The following is a 5,057-nucleotide window of genomic DNA, read 5'->3' as shown; positions in this document are numbered from 1 at the left end:
GGACCAGGATGAGGGGGCGGCGCTCCTTGAGGTGGACGTAGGCGGCGCGGGTGAGCAGGTTGTCGGCGAGGCCGTAGGCGATCTTGGCGACCGAGGTCGCGCTGCAGGGCACGACCACCATGCCCAACGTGCGGAAGGAGCCCGAGGCGATGGGGGCGCCGATGTCCTGCGAGCGGTGCACCGCGTGGGCCAGGGCCTCCACCTCCTCGGGGTTCTTGCCCATCTCTTCCACCAGCACCCGCTTGGCCCCCTGGCTCATCACCAGGTGAACCTCCAGGCCCTCGATGCGCCGCAGGGTCTGGAGCAGGTCGGTCGCGTACGCCATGCCCGAAGCCCCCGAGAGCCCCACCACGACCCGTTTGGGTTTCTCACTCACGGCCTGACTCTACCAGAAGCGCCCGGGAGGATAGGCAGCCTCAGCGGCCGTCGGGGTCGCGGCCGCGCGGGGGGACCCAGGCCTCGCCGGAGAAGAAGCCCCGCACCAGCCGCCCCACCAGCCCCGCCAGCCCCGCCAGCGCGAGCAGGTTGGGGATCGCCATCAGGCCGTTGAGGGTGTCGCTGAGGCTGAGGAAGGTGCCCAGGCCCCCCAGGGGCCCCATGAAGGCCAGCACCAAGTAGCACAGGCGGAAGGGCCAGCGGACCCCCTCGCCGAAGAGGTAGGCCGCGGCCTCCTCGCCGTAAAAGCCCCAGGTGATCAGGGTGCCCATGGCGAACACGATCAGCAGCACCGCCAGGACGCTGCTGTGCAGGAAGTGGGCCTCGAAGAGCCGCACCGCGGCCTCGGTGGGCGAGCCCCCCAGGGAGCCCTCCCACACCCCCGAGGCCAGGAAGGCTAAGGCGGTGAGGGTGGTGACCAGGAAGCTCGTCAGCATCTCGGTGACGCCCCACAGGCCCTGCCGCACGGGGTGGTCCACCCGGGCCTGGGCGTGGGCGAAGGCCGAGGAGCCCAGCCCCGCCTCGTTGGCGAAGATGCCCCGGCCCATCCCGGCCTGGAAGATCTGCACCAGCGTGTAGCCCGCCGCGCCGCCCGCGGCGGCCTCGAGGCTCAGCGCCGAGGAGAAGATCAGGCCGAAGGCCGCGGGGATCTTCTCCGCGTACACGGCCAGCAGGGGCACGACGGCGAGCGCGAAGAGCAGGAGCTTGAGGGGGAAGACCACCGAGGCGAAGCGGGCCACCCCGACGATGCCGCCGCCCAGCACCACCCCGGCGAGCGCCGCCACCAACAGCCCCGTGATCGCCGGGGGCACCCCGAAGCTCGTCTGCAGCGTCTCGCTCAGGGTCTTGGCCTGCACCAGGTTGCCCCCGCCGAAGGCCGAGAACATCGCGAAGACGGCGAAGAGCCCTGCCACCCAGCCCCAGCGTGGCCCCAGCGCCTGCCGGACGTAGTACATCGCGCCGCCCGAGATCGAGCCGTCGGCGTAGTGGCGGCGGAAGTGCACCGCCAGGGTGGCCTCTGCGAACTTGGTGGCGCTGCCCACCGCGTAGCCCAGCCACATCCACAGCACCGCCCCGGGGCCGCCCGACAGGATGGCGGCCACCATCCCCACCACGTGCCCGGTGCCCACCGTGCCCGAGAGGGCGATCATCACCGCCTGGAAGGGGGTGATGGTCCCGCCGAAGCTCTCCGAGCGCTCGCGGACGGCCCCCAGCGTCTCGCGCAGCGCCACCCCGAACCGGGTGAACTGCAAGAAGCGGGTGTGCCCCGAGAGGTAGAGCCCGGCGGCCAGAAACGCCAGCATCATCACCGGGCCGTACACCAGGCCGTTGAGCCACTGATTGATCGCTTCAAAACTCATAGGCTTCCCTCATCACCCGCCTGTCGCGTTCTCCTCGAGCCGGCGTGAAAGCCGGCCTAGACCGGCTCGAACCACGCCTCGGCCTCGAGCCCCCGCCCCAGCCGGTGCCGGCGCAGGTCGGCGTCGCTCAGGCCCACCCGCCCGGCCAGGCTGGGCCTGGGGCGCACCTGGAAGTGCAGGACGGGCCCCTGGCGCACCTGCAGCGAGAGCCGCACGCCGGTGCGCGCCCTGGGGCCCCACTCCGGGTACAGCCCCTCGTCCACATAGGCCACCCCCGGCGGCGTGCCGTACAGCGGCAGGATCATCAGCTTATGCCGCACCAGCGGCACCTGGGGGCGGGCCTCGAGCACCCCCAGCCCCAGCAGGCGGTCGAGCTTCCGCGCGACCTGCAGCGGCGGCATCCCGGCGCCGAGCAAGACGGCGGCGACGGTCTGCCCGTCGCTCAGGGTGACGAGCCTCGCCATGTCGAGGGAGAGCTCGACCTCGCCGCTGCGGGGCTTCAGCCTCAGCACCTCGTCCCACTCGCGCGGCAGGAGCTCGAGTGCCTGCCAGTCCTCGACCTGTTGCGCCAGCCGCTGCTGCACGGCCAGGTCGCCCGCGAGGTTGTGGGCGGCGGGGGCCGGGCGTTCGTCGAAGCGAAAGGGCACGGCGCGCATCCCGGCGATCAGCTCCAGCGCGCACTCGCCCACCAGCCCCCCGGCCTCGGCCCCGACCAGGCGTCCTTGCCGCAGGGAGAGGCAGGCCGGCGCCTGGGGGTGCTCGAGGTAGAGGCTGCCGTCGCGCTTGCTCCCCTGCAGGGTCTGCAGAAGGTTGAGCAACGGGAACTCCTTCAAGTCGCCACGCAGCACGGCCTCTCCCTTTCGCCTGCATTCTACGCACGCCCGCCGCTCCCGGGATTTATGGCTTCGCGTGAACCCCCCGTTACGGTCCGGTTTTGGAGGCGGGTCCGGGCCGGTATTACACTTGGTCCATGGGCAACGTCCTGGTGTTGCACGGCTTCACCTCGCACCCCGTCCTCACCCTCGGCCCCCTCCCCGAAGCCCTGCGGCGCTCGGGATACACCGTGCTGCAGCCCGCGCTGCCCGGTCACGGCACCCGCCCGGAAGACCTCGCGGGCGTGCGCTGGGAGGACTGGTACCGGGTGGCGCTGGAGGCCTACCGCTCCCTGCCCCAGCCCCGCGCCGTCGTCGGCCTCTCCATGGGCGGCCTGCTGGCGGCCAAGCTCGCGGCCGAAGAGCCCACCGAGGCGCTCGTCGCCCTGGTGCCCGCCCTGGGCTTCGTGGACCGCCTGGCCCCCTTCGCCCCCTACCTGAGCTGGCTGATCCGCCGGGGCAAGGGCACCAACTCCGTGCTCGACCCCGAGCGCCGGCGCAACAACCCCAACTACCCCTACTTCCCCACCAAGGCCTTCGTGGAGGTGCTCGAGCTCGCCCGGCTGGTGCCGGGCTACCTGCCGCGGGTCAAGGCCCCCGCCCTGGTGCTCCAGGCCCGCCACGACAGCACCGTCGCCGAGGCCGCGGTGCGCCGCTACTACGAACTTTTGGGGAGCGCCAGCAAGGAGCACAAAGTCTACGACAGCGAGCACGACCTGCTCCTCGACTCCAAGGCCGACGAGGTCGCGGCCGACGTGGCCGCCTGGCTGCTGCGGGTCCTCCCGCCCCAAAACCGGGCTTGAAGCCTCGCCGGAGCGCGCCATGGGGGAGGAGCCGGGCAAGTGGGACTTCACTTATTGCAAGTGATTATCACTTGCAATAAGCTGACCGGGTGGGACCGACCACCCTGACCGTCTTCCTCTACGCCCTGCTGACCGCCGTCGCCACGGGGCTAGGGACGCTGCCTTTCCTGCTGCGGCGCGGGTTCAGCCGCCGGACCCTGGGGGTCGCCAACGCGGTCGCGGCGGGGCTGATGCTGGCGGCGAGCTTCGGCCTGATCTACGAAGGGGTGGGGTACAGCCTGCCCCGCATGCTGCTGGGAGTCCTCGCGGGCCTGGCCTTCATCGTCCTCACCCACCGCCTGCTGGGCCGTTACCCGGACTTCCGGCTGGGCAACCTCGGCGTGCTGGACTCGCGCAAGGCCCTGCTGCTGGTGGGCATCATGACGGTGCACTCCTTCGCCGAAGGCGTGGGGGTGGGGGTGTCCTTCGGCGGGGGAGAGGCCTTCGGCGTGTTCATCACGCTCGCCATCGCGGTGCACAACATCCCCGAAGGGCTGGCGATCAGCCTGGTGCTGGTCCCCAAGGGGGTTTCCGTGCTCCGGGCCGCGTGGTGGAGCGTGTTCTCCTCGCTCCCCCAGCCCCTGATGGCCGTCCCCGCCTTCCTGTTCGTCGAGGCCTTCCGGCCGGTGCTGCCCTTCGGCTTGGGCTTCGCCGCCGGGGCCATGATCTGGCTCGCGGTCGCGGAGATCCTGCCGGAAGCCCTCGAGGACGCCCCCGCGTCCAGCGTGGCCACGGCCCTCACCGTCTCGGTGGCCGCGATGGTGGCTTTCCAGTTCCTCATCGCCGGGTAGCCGCGGCAAAGCGAAAGGACAGGGGAGGCGGGGTGCCTCTGTCCCTGTCCTTTGAAGGGCCGGGCTCAGGCGCTCAGGCGGCGGGCGTCGGTCCAGAAGCCCTCGAGGTCGTAGTATTCGCGGGCCTCGGGGGTCATGATGTGCACCAACACCTCGCCGTAGTCGAGCAGGATCCACCGCTGGCTGGGGCCTTCGACGTGGAGCGGGGACAGGCCTTCGTCCTCCAGCCGATCGCGCACCGCCCGCTCGAGCGCCTCGAGGTGCGGGCGGCTGGTGCCGGTGGCGATGACGAAGAAATCCAGGCTCTCGGACGCTTGCCGCAGGTCCAGAGCCACCACGTTTTCAGCCTTTTTGTCTTCCAGGGATTGGCGGATCAACTCGATCTTTCGGGTAGTATCCAGTGTTTTCACCATCTGCCAATAGTGTAGCGCAAGTGGGTTGGAAAAATGTGTGCAATTGGCTAAGGGGGCGGGGTGGGTGCGGGACGCAAAACGCAAGACGCAAAACGCAAAACGCGTGTCCTGCGTCCTACGTCGTACGCCGTACGCAAAATGCCCCGGCCCTCGACGGGCCACGGGTTGACGGCGGGGGGGTGACCGCTGGGGTCACCCGTCGGGCTGCTCATTTTCCAACCGCCCGCCTACCCAATAAACTCCTTTCATGGAAGCCCTGTGGGTGCTGGGAGCTTATGTGCTGGGGCTGGGGGCGAGTGCGCTGGGCTTGCCGCCCCTGGTGGGCTATCTGGCCGCAGGGTTC

At 70.4% G+C, this 5,057-nt stretch carries 6 protein-coding genes; 2 read left to right on the top strand and 4 right to left on the bottom strand.

The features are described from left to right. The 3 genes from Mterra_RS18720 to Mterra_RS18710 form a co-directional block, all read right to left on the bottom strand. On the bottom strand, positions 1-325 hold a 325-nt coding region (locus Mterra_RS18720), incomplete at its 3' end, for a flavoprotein (protein ID WP_275054845.1). A gap of 91 nt (positions 326-416) precedes the next feature. Beyond that, entirely contained in the window at positions 417-1,796 is a 1,380-nt protein-coding gene (locus Mterra_RS18715) for an alanine/glycine:cation symporter family protein (RefSeq protein ID WP_119316520.1), read from the bottom strand. A 56-nt stretch (positions 1,797-1,852) separates the two neighbouring features. Further along, entirely contained in the window at positions 1,853-2,644 is a 792-nt protein-coding gene (locus tag Mterra_RS18710; protein WP_119316519.1) for a DUF4388 domain-containing protein, read from the bottom strand. 122 nt (positions 2,645-2,766) lie between these two features. On the opposite strand from Mterra_RS18710, the gene Mterra_RS18705 reads away from it, so the two are divergent. After that, complete coding sequence (locus Mterra_RS18705; RefSeq protein ID WP_119316518.1) at positions 2,767-3,471, top strand: alpha/beta hydrolase; 705 nt, start codon at positions 2,767-2,769, stop codon at positions 3,469-3,471. 89 nt (positions 3,472-3,560) lie between these two features. Beyond that, entirely contained in the window at positions 3,561-4,301 is a 741-nt protein-coding gene (locus Mterra_RS18700; RefSeq protein WP_119316517.1) for a ZIP family metal transporter, read from the top strand. A 65-nt stretch (positions 4,302-4,366) separates the two neighbouring features. Here the strand turns inward: Mterra_RS18700 and rsfS are convergent, their stop codons facing one another. After that, on the bottom strand, positions 4,367-4,714 hold the full coding sequence (gene rsfS / locus Mterra_RS18695; protein ID WP_119316516.1) for a ribosome silencing factor: 348 nt from the start codon (positions 4,712-4,714) through the stop codon (positions 4,367-4,369). Between the last annotated feature and the right edge of the window lie 343 nt (positions 4,715-5,057).

Origin of the sequence: Calidithermus terrae (genome assembly GCF_003574345.1) — a bacterium.
In the GTDB taxonomy this organism is placed as follows: Bacteria; Deinococcota; Deinococci; order Deinococcales; family Thermaceae; genus Calidithermus; species Calidithermus chliarophilus.
This window is presented reverse-complemented; position numbering and strand designations above follow the sequence as displayed.

Excerpts from the sequence above, each read along its gene's own strand:
- rsfS (WP_119316516.1), bottom strand. The coding sequence starts at position 4,714 with ATGGTGAAAACACTGGATACTACCCGAAAGATCGAGTTGATCCGCCAA.
- Mterra_RS18715 (WP_119316520.1), bottom strand. The coding sequence starts at position 1,796 with ATGAGTTTTGAAGCGATCAATCAGTGGCTCAACGGCCTGGTGTACGGC.
- Mterra_RS18705 (WP_119316518.1), top strand. The coding sequence starts at position 2,767 with ATGGGCAACGTCCTGGTGTTGCACGGCTTCACCTCGCACCCCGTCCTC.